The 17,507-nt window shown below is 63.9% G+C and carries 13 protein-coding genes; 7 read left to right on the plus strand and 6 right to left on the minus strand.

Annotated features, from left to right (window positions below; genetic code table 11):
- Positions 1-53 precede the first annotated feature (53 nt).
- Entirely contained in the window at positions 54-698 is a 645-nt protein-coding gene (locus tag H7A87_RS14195; protein WP_115677689.1) for a hemolysin III family protein, read from the plus strand.
- A gap of 58 nt (positions 699-756) precedes the next feature.
- Positions 757-2,712 (plus strand): AsmA family protein, encoded by a 1,956-nt coding sequence (locus H7A87_RS14200; RefSeq protein ID WP_119128009.1) that lies wholly within the window; start codon positions 757-759, stop codon positions 2,710-2,712.
- 644 nt (positions 2,713-3,356) lie between these two features.
- Here the strand turns inward: H7A87_RS14200 and H7A87_RS14205 are convergent.
- From H7A87_RS14205 to mtgA, 3 genes are read right to left on the minus strand one after another with little or no spacing between them, the layout of a single operon-like run.
- Positions 3,357-3,785: a CBS domain-containing protein gene (locus tag H7A87_RS14205; RefSeq protein ID WP_119127742.1), complete on the minus strand. Its 429-nt coding sequence runs from the start codon at positions 3,783-3,785 to the stop codon at positions 3,357-3,359.
- The gene (locus tag H7A87_RS14210) at positions 3,745-4,791 is read right to left on the minus strand and encodes a glycosyltransferase family 2 protein (protein ID WP_119127740.1); all 1,047 of its coding nucleotides are present in this window, start codon (positions 4,789-4,791) and stop codon (positions 3,745-3,747) included. Before H7A87_RS14210 ends, H7A87_RS14205 begins: the two co-directional genes overlap by 41 nt.
- A 2-nt stretch (positions 4,792-4,793) precedes the next feature.
- Positions 4,794-5,534, minus strand: coding sequence for a monofunctional biosynthetic peptidoglycan transglycosylase (mtgA, locus tag H7A87_RS14215; RefSeq protein ID WP_119127739.1), 741 nt, complete (start codon positions 5,532-5,534; stop codon positions 4,794-4,796).
- A gap of 74 nt (positions 5,535-5,608) precedes the next feature.
- On the opposite strand from mtgA, the gene H7A87_RS14220 reads away from it, so the two are divergent.
- The 3 genes from H7A87_RS14220 (at position 5,609) to H7A87_RS14230 (ending at position 10,566) form a co-directional block, all read left to right on the plus strand.
- Positions 5,609-6,499, plus strand: coding sequence for an Hsp33 family molecular chaperone HslO (locus H7A87_RS14220; RefSeq protein ID WP_115677693.1), 891 nt, complete (start codon positions 5,609-5,611; stop codon positions 6,497-6,499).
- Between the two features lie 152 nt (positions 6,500-6,651).
- Positions 6,652-7,488 (plus strand): hypothetical protein, encoded by an 837-nt coding sequence (locus tag H7A87_RS14225; RefSeq protein ID WP_180497030.1) that lies wholly within the window; start codon positions 6,652-6,654, stop codon positions 7,486-7,488.
- A 240-nt stretch (positions 7,489-7,728) separates the two neighbouring features.
- The gene (locus H7A87_RS14230; protein WP_104648198.1) at positions 7,729-10,566 is read left to right on the plus strand and encodes a TonB-dependent receptor; all 2,838 of its coding nucleotides are present in this window, start codon (positions 7,729-7,731) and stop codon (positions 10,564-10,566) included.
- Between the two features lie 105 nt (positions 10,567-10,671).
- Here the strand turns inward: H7A87_RS14230 and H7A87_RS14235 are convergent, their stop codons facing one another.
- A complete protein-coding gene (locus H7A87_RS14235) occupies positions 10,672-11,280 on the minus strand; it encodes a TetR/AcrR family transcriptional regulator (RefSeq protein ID WP_104582993.1) in 609 nt (202 codons plus the stop codon).
- Between the two features lie 137 nt (positions 11,281-11,417).
- Between H7A87_RS14235 and H7A87_RS14240 the strand changes: the two genes are divergently transcribed.
- The gene (locus H7A87_RS14240; protein WP_180496714.1) at positions 11,418-12,341 is read left to right on the plus strand and encodes an alpha/beta hydrolase; all 924 of its coding nucleotides are present in this window, start codon (positions 11,418-11,420) and stop codon (positions 12,339-12,341) included.
- The gene (locus tag H7A87_RS14245; RefSeq protein ID WP_104582992.1) at positions 12,338-14,812 is read left to right on the plus strand and encodes an acyl-CoA dehydrogenase; all 2,475 of its coding nucleotides are present in this window, start codon (positions 12,338-12,340) and stop codon (positions 14,810-14,812) included. The genes H7A87_RS14240 and H7A87_RS14245 overlap by 4 nt, the downstream gene beginning before the upstream one ends.
- 246 nt (positions 14,813-15,058) lie before the next feature.
- Here the strand turns inward: H7A87_RS14245 and H7A87_RS14250 are convergent, their stop codons facing one another.
- Both H7A87_RS14250 and H7A87_RS14255 read right to left on the minus strand, forming a co-directional pair.
- Positions 15,059-15,412: a DUF1304 domain-containing protein gene (locus H7A87_RS14250; RefSeq protein WP_119127737.1), complete on the minus strand. Its 354-nt coding sequence runs from the start codon at positions 15,410-15,412 to the stop codon at positions 15,059-15,061.
- Positions 15,413-15,953: 541 nt separating this feature from the next.
- Positions 15,954-17,315, minus strand: a complete 1,362-nt coding sequence (locus H7A87_RS14255; protein WP_119127735.1) for an MFS transporter — start codon at positions 17,313-17,315, stop codon at positions 15,954-15,956.
- Positions 17,316-17,507 lie beyond the last annotated feature (192 nt).

Genomic DNA, 17,507 nt, shown 5'->3' on the forward strand with positions numbered 1-17,507 from the left:
CAACCGCACCTGCCGGCGATGCGAATTGCTCGCAATTGCGGTACCTTTTTGGCATGAACGCAGACGCCTCCCCCTCGACCGACCTGCGCGACGAGATAGCCAGCGCCGTGACCCACGGCCTGGGTGCCATTGCTGCATTGGCTGGCGGCTCGGTGCTGATCACGCTGGCCGCCATCTATGGCGATGGCTGGCAACTGGCCACCTCCATCGTCTTCAGCGCCACCCTGGTACTGCTGTACGTCGCCTCCACGCTCTTTCATGCCATTCCGCATCCGGGCGCCAAGGCCCGCCTGCAGGTGCTCGATCACTGCGCGATCTATCTGTTGATCGCCGGGACCTATACCCCGTTCACGCTGATCAATCTGCGTGACTCCTGGGGCTGGGGATTGTTTGCCGCGATCTGGACGATTGCCGCCGCCGGGGTGATCTTCAAGCTGTTCTTCACCGGTCGTTTCCGCCTGTTGTCGACGGTGCTGTATCTGGCGATGGGCTGGCTGATCGTCGTGGCAATCCAGCCCTTACTGCGCTCGGTCGATACCTGGTCTCTGTGCTGGCTGCTGGCCGGCGGACTCTTCTATACGCTGGGCACGTATTTCTACCAGCGCGACACCCAGCGCTATTTCCATGCAATCTGGCACCTGTTCGTGCTGGCCGGCAGCGCTTGCCACTTCGTTGCGGTGATTGCGCAGGTCATGTGAGGCACCATCTGCGGCGCGTTCGCGCGCCGTGCACGAGCCATCGCCAACCATGGCCCGCGTGAACAACGTGACCGACACCTCAGCTGCATCTCCTTCCGCCACGCCACGTCGTCGACGCTGGCTGGCCGGGTTCGCCATCGTCGCCGCCATCGTGGTGGTCTTCGTGCTGCTGTTCCAGTGGAACTGGCTGCGTGGCCCGGTCGAGCGCCTGGTCAGTGCCAAGACCGGTCGCGAATTCCACCTCGGCTATCTGGATGTGAAGCTGGGCCGCACGACCACGGTGCGCGGCAATCGGCTTAGCCTGGCCAATGCGGCATGGTCAAAGCGCGGGCCGATGGCCGAGCTCAACTCGGCCGAGATCGATGTCGAGTTGTGGCCGCTGCTGCGCGGCAAGCTGCGTCTGCCGGAAATCCGTCTGGATCACCCGGCCGTCCTGCTGGAAGCCGGCGACGACACCCATCCCGGCAACTGGGTCTTCGATCAGGACGATGGCGATGGCACCATGCCGCGCCTTGGCCGCCTGCTGGTGAACAACGGGCGCCTGCAATACATCGATGCAGCCAATCGCTCGGATGTGGACGTGGCAATCAACAGCCTCGCCCCGCCGAGCAGCGACCAGCGTGCGGCGCCCATCGGCATCGATGGCAAGGGCCGCTGGAAGGGCTATCCCTTCACGCTCAAGGGCAACACCGCCTCGCCGCTGGAGCTGAGTCAGAGCGAGCATCCGTTCCGTATCGATCTGCGCGGCAGCGCCGGCGCCACCCGCACGCACGTGCGCGGCACCTTGACCAACCCGTTCCAGTTCCAGGTCTTCGATCTGCAAATGGCACTCAGCGGTCAGGACATGCAGGATCTGTATCCGCTGACCGGCGTAGCCATGCCGTCGACGCCGCCGTACAAGCTCGATGGTCATCTGCGCCGCAACGGCCAGCTCTGGCGCTACGAAAAGTTCACCGGCACCGCCGGCGATAGCGATCTGTCAGGTGCCGCGGAAGTGGACCTGCGCAACAAGCGTCCGTTCCTGCGTGCGGATCTGGCGTCCAAACGCCTGGATTTCGACGACCTGGCAGGCTTTGTCGGCGCACCGCCGAAGACCGGCGCGAACGAGTCGGCAAACGCCGAACAGAAAAAGCAGGCCGCACAACTCGCAGCCAGCGCCCGCGTGCTGCCCAGCACGCCTTATGACCTGTCCAAGCTGCGTGCGATGGATGCGCAGGTGCGCTGGCGCGCGCAGCGCATCAATGCGCCGTCGTGGCCGCTGGACGACATGGACGCCTCACTGACCTTGAAGGACGGTCTGCTGCAGCTGGATCCGCTCAACTTCGGCGTTGCGGGCGGCGACATCCGCTCCACCATCCGCATGGATGCGCGCAACGAGGTGATCACCACGCAGCTCAAGGCCGGCCTTCGCGGCATCCGGCTGGATCAGCTGTTCCCCGACACGACGCTTGCCAAGCAGGCCTCGGGTGCCATCGGCGGCGAGTTCGATCTGCGTGGCCGCGGCAACTCGATCGGCGCGATGCTCGGTACCGCCGACGGCACAATCGGCGTCGGCATGGGCCGTGGGCATGTCGGCAACCTGATCATGGAACTGGCCGGGCTGGATATCGCCGAGTCGCTGAAATATCTGGTCACCAAGGACCGTCAGATTCCGGTGCGCTGCATCTTCGGCGACTTCGGGGTGCAGGACGGCCTGATGCAATCGCGTGCGCTGGCCTTCGACAGCACCGACACCATCATCGTTGGCGAAGGCAGCATCAGCTTGAAGGACGAGACGCTGGACCTGCTGCTGCGCCCGCGCCCGAAAGACCGCAGCATCCTGAGCCTGCGCTCGCCGTTGCGGATCGGCGGCAGCTTCAAGGACCCGACCTTCCGTCCCGACTTCAAGGCGTTGGGCCTGCGTGGCGCGCTTGCAGTCGGCCTGGGCATGATCGCCCCGCCCGCCGCCTTGCTCGCGACCTTCGAACCGGGTCCCGGCAAGGACAGCGACTGCGGTGGCAAGTTCGCGAAGTAAGCTCGCGGCAAGACCTTGGGCGACCAGCAAATCTGCCAAACGCTGCAGCGATGGTGGCTACGTGTTGAGCGTATGCACTTTCTTTGACGGGTGCACTTCACAACAGACACACGCAGCGATGGCGAACAGCGTCATCGGTTCTTGCAGTCAGGATGCTCAGGCAAACGCTCGGTGAGTCGTGCGCGGCACCTCACCGCTCGCAGGACGCGCCGTGAATTCGTCCTTGGAAGCTCGGTGGCGGCATCCCTGCCGCTATACGGTCCTGCAACCGGCAAGGACACCGCACCAGACAGTTGGTCGGCGCTCTTGTGAAAAGCTGTCTGTAGTGCGGTGTGCATCAGACGTGGAGCCGATACGTCATGAGCGAACAGGGTCCATCCCGCACTGCTCTTACCCATGCGCACCGACCATCTCGATAGGTCCTTGCCCGCTCACCGTCGCGGGACCTTACGCGGCATGGATGCCGCGTAAGAGCCTACAAGGACGTACTTGCGGCGTGTCCTGCGATGGTGGGCGGGCAAGGGCCCTGCAGCAGGCTGCACATCAAGCGCCCTAAAGCCGATCTTTTTGCCCGCCACACTCCTCAAGGGATGTCGGGCAGCAGTTGTCCAAGGCAAGACGCAGGGGACCCAGCCGGCACGGCTCTAGCTGGCGATGTAACGCTGCAATTGATCGATATCGTGCTGCTGGCGCTCAATCACCGCCTTGACCAGATCGCCGATGGAAATCACGCCCTGCACGCGCCCCCCGTCCAGCACCGGCAGATGCCGAAAGCGTCCGTCGGTCATCAACTGCATGCAGCGCTCCACCGTGTCCGACGGCGACACCGTCACCACCTGGGTGCTCATGATCTCGGCAACGCTGGTGGTCGATGAAGCGCGGTCGCGCAACACCACCTTGCGCGCGTAATCGCGCTCGGACACGATGCCGACCAGCCGTGGTCCGTCCATCACCAATACCGCGCCGATGCCTTTCTCGGCCATCATCCGGATCGCCTCGATCACTGCAGCGTCTGCCGCCACGGCGAATACCTCAACCTGTTTGGTCCCCAATAGCTGTCGTACGGTCTGCATGGCCCGCTCCGCGCTTGGTCTGGTGGTCGCAGACTACTCCCACCACGCCGCGGTGGGTATCGACCAGGTACAGCGGACGCTGCTTGGCCTCGTCATACAACCGGCCCAGGTATTCGCCGATCAGGCCCAGGGCAATCAGCTGGATGCCGCCAAGGAACAGGATCACCGACATCATGGTCGGCCAGCCGGCCACCGGGTCGCCCATCAGCGCCGCCTTGATCACCACCCAGCCGCCAAACAGGAATGCCACCAGCGCGGTAAGCAAGCCCAGATAGGTCGCCGCGCGCAGTGGCACGGTGGAAAAACTGGTGATGCCATCCAGCGCGAAGTTCCACAGCCGCCACACCGTGAACTTGCTGCGCCCCGACAGCCGCGGCGCACGCCGATACGGCAGCGCCACCTGGCGAAACCCGACCCAGCCAAACAGCCCCTTCATGAAACGGTGGCGCTCGCGCAGCTGCTGTAAGGCCTCCACCACCCGCGGCGACAGCAGTCTGAAATCCCCGGTATCGGCGGGAATCGGCGTGCGCGACAACTGCCGGATCACCCGATAGAACGCATGCGCCGCGCTGCGCTTCAACCAGCTCTCGCCCTCGCGAAAAATCCGCGTGCCGAAGATGTTGTCGTAACCGGCGCGCCACAGCGCGACGAATTCGGGAATCAGCTCCGGCGGGTCCTGTCCATCGGCATCGAGCAGCACCACCGCACCGGGCAACACATGGTCCAGGCCGGCAGAAATGGCCACTTCCTTGCCGAAATTACGCGACAGCCGCACCGCGCTCACCTGCGGGTCGGCATCGGCAAGCCCCTGCAACACGCTCCAGGTGCCGTCGCTGCTGCCATCATCGACATACAGCACATGCGTCTGCACGCCGTGCAAGCCCGCCAGCACTGCGCACAGGCGCGGGTGCAGCTGCGGAATGCTGGTCTCCTCGTTATAGGCCGCAATCACCACCGTCAGGCGGTCTGCTGCCAACGGCAGCTGGGCGGGGCCGGACGTCTGCATGCTCATGGCGCCTGCAGATACGCGGGGCCGCCCAGCTGGCGCGCCTGCCGCTGGATCCACGCCGTCCGCCGTTGCACATAGGCGCCGGGACGACGTGCGTCATAGCGGCGTGGCGAAGGCAGGACCGCTGCCAGACGCGCCGATTCGCCCGGCGACAGCCCCGCCGCATCCTTGCCCCAGAACTGCCGGGCAGCGGCCTGCGCGCCGTACACCCCGTCGCCGAACTCGGCCACGTTGAGATACATCTCCAGAATGCGCTGCTTCGGCCACAACAACTCGATCAGCACCGTGTACCAGGCCTCCAGGCCCTTGCGCAGCCAACTGCGGCCCTGCCACAGGAACACGTTCTTGGCGACCTGCTGGCTGATCGTGCTGGCCCCGCGCACGCGTCCGCCGCGCGCATTGTGGTCGCGCGCCTTTTCGATCGCCTGCAGATCGAAGCCGTGATGCAGCGGAAACTGCTGATCCTCCGCAGCCACCACCGAAATCGGCAGGCTGGCGGCGATCCTGTCGTAGTCGCGCCATTGCTGGTGCAGCGAAAAACGCCAGTCGCCCTCGCCCCAGGCTTCCAGATAGCGCCCCACCATCATGCTGCTGACCGGCGGATCGATCACCCGCAGCACCAGCACCTGCAGCACGCTCGCGGCAGCGAACAGCAGCGGGGCCGCCAACAGCCAACGCAGCCAGCGCCCCGCGCGCCGCGCTGGCGCCACCTGCTTGCCATCCAATGCATCCGTCCCCATTGTTCGCTACGACCTTTCATTCCGATGCTCGTTGCATTATCCGGCAACCGGCGTCCCTTACGTCCGATGTCCCCATGACCGATCACGATCAGCTTTCCCGTTTCCTGCTGCCTGCCGCTGGCGTGCGCGGCGTCCATGTGCGCCTGACCCAGGCCTGGCACGACATCCAGGGGGCGGCCGACTACCCGCCCGCCGCCCGCCAGTTGCTCGGCGAGGCAGCGGTGGCCTCAGCCTTGTTCACCGGACACACCAAGGTCGACGGGCGCCTGTCGGTGCAACTGCGCGGCAACCAGACCCTGCGCACCCTGTTCGCCGAATGCACTGCAGCCGGCACCTTGCGCGGCATCGTGCAGCTGGCCGACGGTGCGGATGCGCCCGCCGACCTGCGCGAACTGGGCGAGGCCGCGCTGCTGGCGATCACCATCGAGAACCCCGGCCTGGACCCGCGTGAACCACAGCGCTACCAGAGCCTGGTCGGCATGCAGGCGCCGGACCTGGCCGAAGCCTTCGAAACCTATTTCCATCAGTCCGAGCAGCTGCCGACCCGGTTGCTGCTGGCCGCAGGCCCGGACCAGGCCGCCGGCCTGTTGCTGCAAAAGTTGCCTGGCGACGAAGGCGACAACGATGGCTGGACCCGCATCGGCGCCCTGTTCGACACCCTGGGCGCACCGGAACTGCTCTCGGTCGCCAGCGAGGACCTGCTGCACCGGTTGTTCCACGAGGAAGACACCCAGTTGCTGGGCAGCAAGCCACTCAGCTTCGGCTGCTCCTGCTCGCGCGAGCGGGTCGCCTCGATGCTGCAATCGCTGGGCGAAGACGAGGCGCGTGCCGCTGCCGAGGCGACCGGCGAGGTCGAGGTCCGCTGCGAGTTCTGCGGGCGTGAGTATCACTTTCCGTTGACCGCGCTGGACGTACTTTTCAGCGGGGCGCAGCCGTCATTGGACGCGCCGGAAAGGTTGCAATAGATAGCGTTGGTGCTGCATTCCGGGGAACGCGGCTACTTGTTAAATAATCATAAACGCCCTAGGATTCTGATTGCCCGCTCTCGGGAACTTAACAACTGCCCCTGGGTCTGAACTCTGGTATGCGACACCTTCTTCGCCTTCCGCTCGCTTTGCTGGTTGCCCTCGCGGCAGCCACGGGTGCGCACGCGCAGTCGGCATCCCAGCAGTTGCGCGAGAGCACCATCCTGCCGGTGTGGAACAAGGGGAGCGGAAAGGTCGAAGCCTTTCTGTACCTGGAGCCCACTGGCGAGCAGAAGGCTGGCGCACGCTGGCACTTCGGTCGCAACTCGCTGGACGCGGCCTTCGGCCTGACCTCCGGCGATTCGCTGGGCCTGATCTGCAACAGCAGCCGCGGCACCAACATCAACGGACTCGCCAGCCACTGTCTGCTTGCAGGCATCGGCGACGACGAGGAAGACAGCGCCGCAGCATCGCGCCGCGTCTCGGCCACGCTGGGCTTCAACCGCGCTGGCGCCCGCGCCGGCGTCACCGCCGGCACTGGCCGCGACACCCTGCCGGCCTGGTTGATCGGCGCCGGCAAGGCACCGCTGACCCGCGTCGAACAGAACGACCTGACCGTATTCGGGCAGAAGAACATTGGCCGCGAAGGCTTCGTCTCGATCGGCGGGACCTATGCGCGCGCGCGCCTGGTGCCGCTGGCCGACGTTTCGCCGGCGATCGCCGACCAGTGGGACAGCAAGACCCTGAGCGTCGGTGGCGGCTACGGCGCCTTCAGCGCCAACGTCATCGGCCGCGTCGTCGATGTTCCCGGCCAGCCGGAAAAGTGGGAAGGTCTGGGCCTGGGCCTGACCTGGCGTACCCCCTGGAGCGGCCAGTTGACGGTCGGCGCCGAGAACGTGATTTCCCGTGGCAAGAACCCGTTTGCGCCGAGCAACGAAAGCAACAGCGACGGTACGATTCCGTACGTTCGGTACGAGCAAGACCTCTAAGCCATTGATTTTAAATGATTTAAAGTGACGCCATCGGCCCGCAGCCGGTGGCGTTTTTCGTTCTGGCCATGGGCCCCACGCCGCCTTTCACGCCTTTCTTCTTTTTCGTTAACGGGACTTTAATTTCTCGCATAACGCATATACCATCGGTTCACCCTGACGTTTTGGATCCGCTTCTTCGGACCCCCCGACAGGCAAACAACCCTTGGCAGTACCCAAGATCACTTGGAGAGAGAGCTAATGAATTGCAAGTCCAACAAGCTGCGCGATGCAGTCGTCCTCGCGCTTGTCGTGGGCGTCGGCGGTACCGGTACCGCCATCGCCCAGGAAGCCGGCGGCACCACCAACCTCGACAAGATCGAGGTCACCGGTTCGCGCATCAAGCGCGCCGACGTGGAAACATCGCAGCCGGTCTTCAGCATGAGCCGTCAGCAGATCGAATCGCAGGGTTTGACCTCGATCGGCGATGTGATTCAGAACATCAGCACCAATGGCTCGGCACTCAACACCAACGTCAACAATGGTGGTAACGGTGAGACCCGCGTCAACCTGCGTAACCTCGGCTCCAACCGCACCCTGGTGCTGGTCAACGGTCGTCGCTGGGTCGGCGGCACCGGCCTGGGCGGCGCGGTCGATCTCAACACGATTCCGACTGCTGCCGTCGAGCGCATCGAAGTCCTGAAGGATGGCGCTTCCACGATCTACGGCTCTGATGCTATCGCCGGTGTGGTCAATATCATTCTGCGTCAGAACTTCGATGGCGCGGAAGCGAACGCCTACTACGGTCAGTACGACAAAGGCGACGGCAGCCGCGAGTCCTATGATTTTACAATTGGCTCGGCTGGCGATCGTTGGCACGCGACCTTGGGCGTGGGTTATGTAAAGGAAGAGCCCGTTTGGGCGGGTGACCGCGAAATCTCTGCCGTTCCAGTGTTTGGTGCTGTTCCTGGTACCGGCAACAGCTCAACCACTCCAAGCGGTCGCTTTGCAGTGTTTGGCCCCACCGGCGCCACCAGCAATGGTGCGACGCGGCTGAATGGCGCGCCTGGCTACTTTGTGACTGGCAACGGTGGTACCACTACCCGGCCGTATACGGCAGCGGACAGCTACAACTTCGCTCCGACCAACTACCTGGTAACTCCTCAGGAGCGTAAGTCCGTTTTCGCTGATGCAGGTTTGAGCATCACCGATAACGTGCGCTTCAAGACGACAGTTACCTACAACGAACGCGAGTCGTCCCAGGTCCTGGCGGCAATGCCGATCGTGCTGGGTCGCGCTGCCCCAGGTACCAACGGTGCCAACATCGTCATCGATGCCGACAACATCTATAACAACTTCGGCCGTGACATCGACTACATCCAGTATCGTGCAAACGAGACCGGTGGCCGCATCTACTCGCAGAACGTCAAAACGTACGGTTTTAACGGCGCTTTCGAAGGTGACTTCGAAGTTGGCAGCCGCTTCTTCAATTGGGAAGCGGGCATGTTTTACGGCAAGAATGACCAGACCGACATCACGACTGGCTTCTTCAACATTTCTGCTCTGCGGAGTGCGCTGGGTCCGTCCTTTGTCGATGCAACCGGTGTGGCCCGTTGCGGTACGGCTGCCTCGACGATTGATGGCTGCGTCCCGCTGAATCTGCTGGGCGGCGCCGGTTCGATGACGCCTGAGATGATTGACTATGCTGGCTTCAAGGCACATGACGTCTACGGCTATGAGCAGAAGAGCTACTACGGCAGCATCGGTGGCGAGCTGTTCGATATGCAGGGAGGTGCGTTCGCCTTCTCGCTGGGCGTTGAACATCGGGAAGAATCCGGTTTTGACGATCCGGATGCGTTGATCAACTCCGGTGACACAACCGGCAATGCCCGTACCGCAACCAGTGGCGGGTACGACTTGGACGAAGCTTATCTCGAGTTGGCAGTGCCGCTGTTGGCAGATTTGCCGGGCGCCCAGCTGCTCGATTTCAGTCTGGCTACGCGTTACTCCAAGTACAGCAACTTCGGCGATACGACCAACAGCAAGTTTGGTTTTCGCTGGAAGCCCATCACTGACTTGATGATCCGTGGTAACTGGTCGGAAGGGTTCCGGGCGCCGTCCATCAGCGAACTGTTCTCGGGCGTGAGTGACACCTTTGAAGACGTTCGCGATCCGTGCGCCGGCTCGTACACCGATGGTAGCGTCAACGGTGCAATTCCGGGCTCCTGCGCAGGTGTAACCCCTTATGCTCAGGCAAATTCGCAGATCCGCACCACCGTAGGCGGCAGCGAGGCCCTCGGACCTGAGACCTCCACATCCAAAACGCTCGGCTTCGTTTACAGCCCAGGCTTCGTGACGGGTCTGGACATCGCAGTCGACTGGTGGACCGTCAAGATTGAAAATGCGATCGATACCCAGACTGCCCAGGAATTGCTGGACAGCTGCTATGTCGCTGGCATCCAGTCGACCTGTGCGTTGATCACCCGCGAAAGCACCGGTGAAATTTCGAACATGCTTGCCGTTCCTCGCAACATTGCCAGCATCGAAGCCGAAGGTTTTGACTTCACGTTCGGCTATCGCTTGCCGGAAACCGCGTGGGGAAGCTTCAGCTTTGTTTGGGACTCAACCTATTTGACCAAGTTCACCGTTGACAAGCCTTTGCAGGACCCCGAAGAGCGTGTGGGTTTGTATCGCGGTGGCTCGGCGCGAGACAACAATTGGCGCTTGCGTTCTAACCTGATGGCCAATTGGGAATTGGGCGACGTCGGCAGCTCGGTTGCAATGCGTTATTACAGCTCGCAGGTCGAAAACTGTACTGGTGCCAACTTGGCCAACCCGACCAATATCGGCCTGCTCTGCTCTGATGCCGATCGCGTTACCAGTGCGGGAGCTGCTCCGCGTAACCATGTGCCGAGTGTCACCTATACAGACATCAGCGCCTACTGGAAAGCACCCTGGAATGCCCGCGTCACTGTGGGTGTGAACAATGCCTTTGATCGTGATCCGCCGCAGTCGGCAACGGCATTTGCCAACAGCTTTGACTCGCAGTACGAAATCCCGGGTCGCTTCTACTACATGCGTTACACCCAGAAGTTCTGATAATCGGCTGCTCATGTAATGCGTAACCAAAAACCGCGGCTCGAAAGAGTCGCGGTTTTTCTTTGCTCAACGATCAGACATCGACGTATGCCTGACGCCTGAAACCTAGCCCGGAATCAACGTCTGGATCACATGCTCGACGTAGGCTTCGAAGTCTTCGCGGGCTTGCTTGGGCTGCTGCAACTGCAGCGAGAGTTGCAGGAAACCGACGTAGGCGGCGTAGGCCAGGCGCGCACGGTGTTGGGCGTCGGTGCGGCTCAGGCCGGCTTGGCGGAACGAGGCGATCAGGTAGTCGAGACGGCGCTGCGAGACGCGGTCGATGACCGGACGCACGGCCGGGTGGTCGAGTGCCTTGAGCAGTTCGCTGTAGATGACATGCGGTTTGACTTCGTGCGCGACCAGCTGGAACAGCGCGCGCAAGCGTGCGCTGGGGTCCGGCACGTCTTCCAGGCTGCCGAACACCTCCTTCTGTTCGAAGATCTCCCAGCGTTCGAGCGCCGCCTGCAGCAAGGCATCGCGGGAGGGGAAGTGCCAATAGAAGCTGCCCTTGGTCACGCCGAGACGGCGTGCCAGCGGCTCCACTGCGACGGCGCCCACGCCTTGTTCGGCGATCAGGTCCAGTGCGGCCTGCGCCCAATCGTCCGCACTGAGGCGGTTGCCGCGACCGGACGTGGCGCGGGGCGTGGTGAGGCTCGGGTCGGGGATGTCATTCATTGACGCGATTTAACCATACGCTTGCGTCAGTTGCAGTATGCATCACATAACGGACACACAACTGCCACGATTCAATGGCTTAACCGTCCATACTAGGCAGTATTGACAGTAGCCTGGGCAGGTCCATACCATGAGGTATGGTTTCCTCTCCTTCTAGCCTTGCCCATAGTACGTCCAGCATTCGCATCAATGCTGGCGATACCTCGCTTGCGGTGTCGGAGCGAGGCGCGGGCAATGCAGCGACGGTGCTGCTGGCACATGGGTTTGGACAGACCCGGTACGCCTGGGAAAGCACTGCGGCTCGACTGGCCGACGCTGGCTACCGGGCGCTGGCCTACGACGCGCGCGGTCATGGCGACTCCGGCTTCAACGGCGTGGGCCTGCCCTACTCGGCAACGCAATTTACCGACGACTTGATTGTGCTGGCGGGCGAGCAGGCCGCGCCGCCGGTGCTGGTCGCCGCATCGATGGGCGGCCTGTTCGGCCTACTTGCGGAGGCGCGCTGGCCCGGCCTGTTTCGCGCGATCGTCTTGGTCGACATCACGCCGCGCTGGGATACCGCAGGCGTGGAGCGCATCCTGCGTTTCATGACCGCGCATCCGGAGGGTTTCGCATCGCTGGATGCCGCTGCCGACGCAATTGCCGCGTATCTGCCGCAACGCCCGCGCAAGACGGCCGAGCAGCTGCAGGCCTTGCTGAGGCAGCGGGCGGACAACAGGTGGCACTGGCATTGGGATCCGCGGCTGGTCGATGAGCTGGCAGGTCAGGACCCGCACGCACAGCAGCAGACCTTGCTGGACGCCGCCGCGCAGGTGCGTTGCCCGCTCTTGCTGATCAGCGGCGGGCGCAGCGATCTGGTCACGCCGGACACCATCAGCGAATTCCTGTCGATCGCGCCGCATGCGCAGCACGTGCATTTGCCCGATGCCACGCACATGCTGGCCGGCGACGACAACACCACGTTTACCGCAACCGTGTTGCATTATCTGGACGCACTGCCCCCGGTTGGCACCATCGCAGCGTCCAACATTACCGAGCATGTCACTGGAGCAAGACCATGAGCATCGTTGCACCGTTTCTCTTCGTCATCCTGGCGGCGGGCATCGCTGCCTATCACCGCATGCGCCTTGCCACCTGGGTTGCGTTGAGCGCCTGTGTGCTGGTGGCCTGCTGGTTGCTGGGAGCCAATCTCACCGCGACCATCGTCGCTGCCGTGCTGGTGGTGCTGGTCTCCGCGCCGGTGCTGTTGCCGTTCCTGCGCAAGCCGCTGCTGACCACGCCGCTGATGGGCTTCTTCCGCAAGGTACTGCCGCCGTTGTCGCAGACCGAACGCATCGCACTGGAAACCGGCTCGGTGGGCTTTGAAGGCGAGCTGTTCACCGGCGACCCGGATTGGCAGAAGCTGCTCAACTACCCCAAGCCGCAATTGACCGCCGAAGAGCAGGCATTCCTGGACGGCCCGGTCGAAGAGCTGTGCAAGATGGTCAACGACTGGGAGATCACCCATGTCCACGCCGACCTACCGCCGGAGCTGTGGGAGTACATCAAGAAGAACAAGTTCTTCGGCATGATCATTCCCAAGCAGTACGGCGGCCTGGGCTTCAGTGCGCTGGCGCATCACAAGGTGATCCAGAAGCTGTCCTCGATCTCCAGCGTGGTCAGCTCCACCGTCGGCGTGCCCAACTCGCTCGGGCCGGGTGAGCTGCTGCTGCATTACGGCACGCCGGAACAGAAGGACTATTACCTGCCGCGTCTGGCGGTAGGTGCCGAGGTGCCGTGCTTCGGCCTGACCGGCCCGTTCGCCGGCTCCGATGCGACCTCGATCCCCGACTACGGCATCGTCTGCAAGGGCGAGTGGAACGGCGCCAACGTGCTCGGCGTCAAGCTCACCTTCGACAAGCGCTACATCACCCTGGCGCCGGTCGCCTCGCTGATCGGCCTGGCGTTCCGCGCCTACGATCCGGATGGCCTGATCGGCGACAAGAAGGACATCGGCATCACCCTGGCGCTGCTGCCGCGCGAGACCCCTGGCGTGGAAATCGGCCGTCGCCATTTCCCGCTCAATTCGCCGTTCCAGAACGGCCCGATCCATGGCGAGGAAGTGTTCATCCCGCTGAGCCAGTTGATTGGCGGCGTGGAAATGGTCGGCAAGGGCTGGAACATGCTCAACGAGTGCCTGGCAGTGGGCCGCTCGATCACCCTGCCCTCAACGGCCAGCGGTGGCGGCAAGTACGCCGCGGTGGTCACCGGTGCGTATGCGCGCATTCGCAAGCAGTTCGGTCTGTCGATCGGCCGCTTCGAGGGCGTGGAAGAAGCGCTCGCACGGATCGGTGGCAAGGCGTATGCGATCAGTGCGTTGTCGCAGGCCACTGCCGCGGCGGTGGACCGTGGCGATGTGCCGTCGGTGCCGTCGGCGATCGCCAAGTACCACTGCACCACCATGGGCCGCGAAGTGGTCAGCGACATGATGGATGTGATCGGCGGCAAGGGCATCATCCTGGGGCCGCGCAACTTCGCCGGCCGTGCCTGGCAGGCGGCGCCGATCGGCGTGACCGTGGAAGGCGCCAACATCATGACCCGCAGCCTGCTGATCTTCGGCCAGGGCGCGATCCTGTGCCATCCGTGGGTGATGAAGGAAATGCAGGCGGCGCAGGACCCGGATACGCGCCGTGGCCTGGAAGCGTTCGACCAGAGCCTGTTCGGGCATATCCGCTTCGGTATCTCCAACGCGGTGCGTTCGTTCTGGTTCGGGCTGACCGGCGCACGCATCGGTGCAGCGCCGGGCGATGCGTACACGCGTCGCTTCTTCCGCAAGCTGGATCGTTATTCCGCCAACCTGGCGTTGATGGCCGACGTGTCGATGCTGATGCTCGGCGGCAAGCTCAAGTTTAAGGAATCGCTGTCCGGCCGGCTGGGCGATGTGCTGAGCCACATCTACCTGACCAGCGCGATGCTCAAGCGCTATCACGACGAAGGCGCGCCGGCGACCGATCAGCCGCTGCTGGCATGGGCGTTCCATGACAGCGTGCACAAGATCGAAACCGCGCTGTCGGCGGCGCTGCGCAACTTCCCGATCCGGCCGGTGGGCTGGTTGATGTGGCTGCTGATCTTCCCGCTGGGCCGTCGTGCCGAAGCGCCGGGCGACCGCCTGGGGCACCGCGTGGCATCGATCCTGATGACGCCGAACGAAGCGCGCGACCGCCTGGCCCAGGGCGTGTTCCTGACCCCCTGTGCCAACAATCCGGGCGGGCGTATCGCCAGCTATCTGGCCAAGGCCGTGCTGGCCGAGCCGGTGGAGCGCAAGTTCCTCAAGGCGCTCAAGACCAAGGGCATCGAAGCGCTGGGTTTCACCGCACAGCTGGACGAGGCGGTGGCCGAAGGCGTGATCACCGGCGACGAGCGCAGGCAGCTGGAAGAGTTGCGCGAGATGATGATGGACACCATTACCGTGGACGACTTCGAGCCGCACGAGTTGCGGGCGGCCAGCTACTACGACAAGCCGCAGGCCCAGCAACCGCGCGAAGCAGCGTAAGGCGCAGGGCAAGGTGACAGCAGACAACGGCGGGCTTCGGCCCGCCGTCGTCGTGTGTGGAGACCGGCTGGTGTGGAGACCGACCATCTCGCGGCTGCCTGCCTGTCGCCGTGGTCTTCGGCGATTTCACCGCAGCTGCAATGCCAGCCTGCCGCTAAGGTAGGAGCGGACCTGGCCGCGACGGGGCGTCACCGGTAATGCCTCATCGCGGCCAGGTCCGCTCCTACAGAAGGCGGGGACGCCGCCTCAGCGCGGCAACCACAGCAAGGCCAGGGCAATCAGCGCGGGCAACGCCTGCACGACGAAGATGCGACGGTTGACGCTGTAGGCGCCGTAGCAGCCTGCCACGACGACACAGCCCAGAAAGAAGCCAAGCACATCGGCCCGGGCCTGCAACGCACCCCAGAACAGTCCCGCAGCCAGGAAGCCGTTGTACAGCCCCTGGTTGGCTGCCAGCACGCGCGTGGCCTGTGCCTTCTCGAAGGTATTACGAAAGGTCTTCAGGCCCAGCGGCCGCGTCCACAGCACCATCTCCAACACCATGATGTAGACGTGCAGCAGAGCGACACACAGACCAGCGACGATGGCGAACAGGGACATGGCAGACCGGCATGGTGGATGTGGCGGCCAGCATAGCTGCGTTTGCGGCCCTGCTACTCGGAACAGGCGGCGGAACCCGACGCGCCGGCAAGAGACGGGGGATGTGCAGGACCTGCATGCATGATCCGAGCGTCGCGACTGCGGACATCGGCGGCGTGTCCTGCGATGGTTGTTGCGCGGGCACAAGTGCTGCAGCCAAGGTGCAGATCAAGCGCTCTACACCTGATCTATCTGCTCGCCACGCTCGCCCAAAGACAAACGCGGCTAGTTCCAAACAGCGGCATCGCTTAGGTGCAGCCCACCGCCAAGGTCAAAAGCTCAGTCAGCCGAGCACGCAGTGCCCTCTCCGGTTGCGGGACACGCCGTTCATGCCCTGCTTGCCTGTGCGCACCGACCATCTCGACCGGTCCTTGCCCGCCCACCGTCGCGGGACCTTACGCGGCATGGATGCCGCGTAAGAGCCTACAAGGACGTACTTGCGGCGTGTCCCGCGAGGGTGGGCGGGCAAGGGCCCCGCAGCCAGGCCGCGTGTTGACCGCTCCTAGTCGGAGACCTGATTGCCAGTCTCCGCATCGCGCTCTGCGGGCAGTTTGCGCGCCTCGCGCAGCAGGCCGAACGCGCCCAGGGTCATGCACGAGGCCACCAGCAGGCCGACACCGAACACTGCGCTGGAGCCGAAGGCCGACACCAGCTTGTGCACCCAGACGAAGGTGAGATCGCCACCGCGGTAGATCACGGTGTCGATCGCCGCACCGGCCTTGTAGCGCCACTGCCGATCCACCCGCGTGTACAAGGTCTCGCGCGCCGGCTTGGCGAGGGCAAACTCGCTGGAGCGGGTGATCACCTGCACGATCGCAAGCATCATCGGCAACGGCGAGGCCGTCAGCACGGCATAGCCCAGCGTGATCGCCACGCCCGGAATCAGCAGTGCCGGCGCGATGCCGAAACGCGACAACAGCGCGCGCGTCACCAACAGCTGCAGCACCAGGGTAAGCGCATTGATTGCCAGGTCGATGCTCGCGTAATAGGCGGTGGCCGCCGCCGCGTCGCTGTAAAGCCGCCGTACCAGCGCCGCCTGCTCGTTGTAGAGCAAGGTGCCGACGCCCACACCGAACAACACCATGAAGGCCAGCCAGCGCAGCAACGGCTCGCGCACGATCAACTTGAGCCCGCCCAGCACATCGCCGCCCATGGGCACTTCGCCGGAGCCCAGCTGTCGCTGCTGCTCGCGCGCAACCGCCCACAAGCGCAGGCGCAGCACGCAGACCACGCACACCGCCAGAAAGCCGGCCGACACCAGCATCAGATGCGCGATGCCGATGCGTTCGACCAGGGTGCGGGTGAGGATCGGCCCGAGAAACGCACCCAGTGTGCCGGCCGCACCGATATAACCGTAGTAGCTGCGCGCTTCGGCATTGCTGAAGACGTCGGCCATGAAGCTCCAGAACACCGCCACCGCAAACAGGTTGAAGACGGTCACCCACAAGAAGAACGCCATGCCGCGCCCGGGCACGCCACTGTCGAACAACACATAGAACAGCAGCAGGGTCGCGATGAAGAAGCCATAGACCGCCGGCAGGAACACCCGGCGCGGATAGCGGCTGACCAGCGCGCCGTAGACCGGCTGCAGCAGCACCATGATCAGGAAGGTGCAGGTGAACAGCACCTGCAGGGTGAAGTCCTTGAGCGGCATGCCGTGCGCGGCGAAGAAGGCGATCATGCCGGTGGGGAAGATCGCTTCCACATCCGCCGACGCGCTCATCGCCTCGCGCACCGGGCGCAGCACGTAGTAGCCGCTGAGCAGGCAGAAGAAGTACAGGAACGACCATGCCAGCGGCGGCGAGCTGCGCAGCGCCGCGTTCAAACGGCCAGCCGCCGAGCGCGGCGAAGATGGGCTGGTCATAGAGTGAAGCTCGCTCGCATCAACGGGCGCGACAGCAAGGACATGGCAGCGGCAGCACCCCGCGAAACAAGCGCGCAAGTTAGCCGATGCCGCGCTGCATCACCAGCGGCAGCGGGCAGGACGCAGCAAATCGATCGCGGCTGGAGCAGGCACGCTGCTTGCATTTGCTTCCGCACGGGCTCCCAGTGGCGC

Source organism: Xanthomonas sp. CPBF 426 (genome assembly GCF_903989465.1).
Lineage (GTDB): Bacteria > Pseudomonadota > Gammaproteobacteria > Xanthomonadales > Xanthomonadaceae > Xanthomonas > Xanthomonas euroxanthea.